The organism is Methylobacterium sp. WL103 (genome assembly GCF_008039885.1).
Lineage (GTDB): Bacteria > Pseudomonadota > Alphaproteobacteria > Rhizobiales > Beijerinckiaceae > Methylobacterium > Methylobacterium cerastii.
In genome coordinates, this window is record NZ_VRUX01000748.1 from 1 (window position 1) to 1,793 (window position 1,793).

The following is a 1,793-nucleotide window of genomic DNA, read 5'->3' on the forward strand; positions in this document are numbered from 1 at the left end:
CCCTCAGGCGCGCCGGGGCGGGCGGTCCGGCGGCGCGGACGCCCAGGTCCGGAAGAGGCCGGTTTCGCGCGGGTGGAAGCCGGCCTCGTCCGAGAGGCGGGGCAGGCGGTGCGACAGCGGATCGGCGAGGGCGGGCCGTCCGGCCCAGTCGTCGGCTTCGGCGACGTTCGGCGCGACCGCGTGGAGCGGGGCGCGGACGGCGTCGGACTTGGACACCGCCACCTTGGACACCGCTGCCTGGGACACCGCCGCGTGGACGAAGGCGGATGCGACGCGGCTCGACGGCGTCGGCATGTCGGCCTCACGCGGAAGGCCGACGACGAGCAGGAGCGCGGCGACGACGACGCCGGCGATCGCCCGCAGCAGCAACGGGCCGCGCACGGTCGCGAGGACCGGTGCCGGGGCCGGCGCATGGGTGTCGGGAAGGCGTGTCACGCCTTCGATAAAAGCTCTGCCGCAGCGCATCACAAGCGGCTGCGACATTCTGTCAGGCTTCGGGGCGGGAATTCGCGGAACCAATTCCGCCCCACCTGTACGAGTGCGGGGCGGCTTGCGCCGCCCGACCGGCGACAGGTGTTGCGACGATCCCACAGGCGGACCGTTCTCGGCTGACACCGCGCTTCGCGTCCGCCGCTTGCCGCAATGCCCAGCTACCCGGCAGCGGATCGAAAGAACCCTCGGAGATCCGCATGACACGTCGCATCGCCACGCTCTGCCTCGCGGCCGGCCTCGCCCTCGGAGCGGGGGCGGCGCAGGCGAGCCCGTTGGATTCCGGGCCGGTCGCCGACTTCATGAACATCTTCCGCACCCAGGCGATCCCGCGGGAGACCGTGGCCTGGAAAGGCGCGGAGAAGCCCGGGACCATCATTGTTTCGACCAGCCAACGCCGGCTCTACTACGTCCTCGGCGGCGGCGAGGCGGTGCGCTACGGCGTGGGCGTCGGGCGCGAGGGCTTCTCGTGGTCGGGCCAGAAGAGCGTCACGATGAAGAAGGAATGGCCCGCGTGGCGGCCGCCGTCGCAGATGCTCGCCCGCCGCCCGGACCTGCCGCGCTTCATGGCCGGCGGCCAGGACAACCCGCTCGGCGCCCGCGCGATGTATCTCGGCTCGTCGCTCTACCGCATCCACGGCTCGAACGAGCCCGAGACCATGGGCGCCGCGGTCTCCTCCGGCTGCATCCGCATGACCAACAAGGACGTGGTCGACCTCTACGACCGCGTCCGCGTCGGCACCAAGGTGATCGTCCGCAACTGACGGTTGGCTTCGGCGGGGCGAAGCATTCGGCTTCGCCCCGCCGACTCCTGTCATCCCACTACGAAATTGCAATCCAAGATTGTATTTTTAAGCCTTTGACAGCGTTTGCCGCGACATCCTGCCGTCCGCGCCCGTTCGGGCGTCCGGGACACGGTTGCGCATGTCGGATGATCGAGCGGGTTCAGGGACGACGCGCCACACGCGGACGGCGCCGGGCGGAGCATCGCTGCGTGGCCTGCTCGACCTGGCCGCGGACCTGTTCGACGTGCCGGTCGCCGCGATCCTCGGCGACGGCCCGCCGATCGGTATCGGGGCAGGGGAGGCGCGCGCCCTCGAAGCCTTCCGCGACCGGGTGATCGCCTGCGGCGACGTGCTCGTCGTGCCGGACGCCGCGATCGATCTGCGATGGCGTGCCGGGCCGGCGGAAAGGGGCGCGTTCCGCTTCCTCGCCGGCGCGCCCCTCGTCGACGGCGACGGCCGCTGCCTCGGCGTGCTCTGCCTCGCCGATTCCGCACCGCGCCCACCCGTGGCCGACCGCGC

Annotated in this window: 3 protein-coding genes; 2 read left to right on the plus strand and 1 reads right to left on the minus strand. The window is 71.8% G+C overall.

Annotated elements, in window-relative coordinates; translation table 11 throughout:
- Positions 1–3: 3 nt before the first annotated feature.
- The gene (locus FV222_RS24990; RefSeq protein ID WP_147762918.1) at positions 4–435 is read right to left on the minus strand and encodes a hypothetical protein; all 432 of its coding nucleotides are present in this window, start codon (positions 433–435) and stop codon (positions 4–6) included.
- Positions 436–689: 254 nt separating this feature from the next.
- On the opposite strand from FV222_RS24990, the gene FV222_RS24995 reads away from it, so the two are divergent.
- Positions 690–1,253, plus strand: coding sequence for a L,D-transpeptidase (locus FV222_RS24995; protein WP_147754314.1), 564 nt, complete (start codon positions 690–692; stop codon positions 1,251–1,253).
- 160 nt (positions 1,254–1,413) lie between these two features.
- Positions 1,414–1,793 (plus strand): GAF domain-containing protein (locus tag FV222_RS25000; RefSeq protein ID WP_147815905.1); only part of this gene is annotated, 380 nt, incomplete at its 3' end.

What these genes read in the sequence shown, in the direction of transcription:
- FV222_RS24995 (WP_147754314.1), top strand. Translation starts at nt 690, where the DNA reads ATGACACGTCGCATCGCCACGCTCTGCCTCGCGGCCGGCCTCGCCCTC.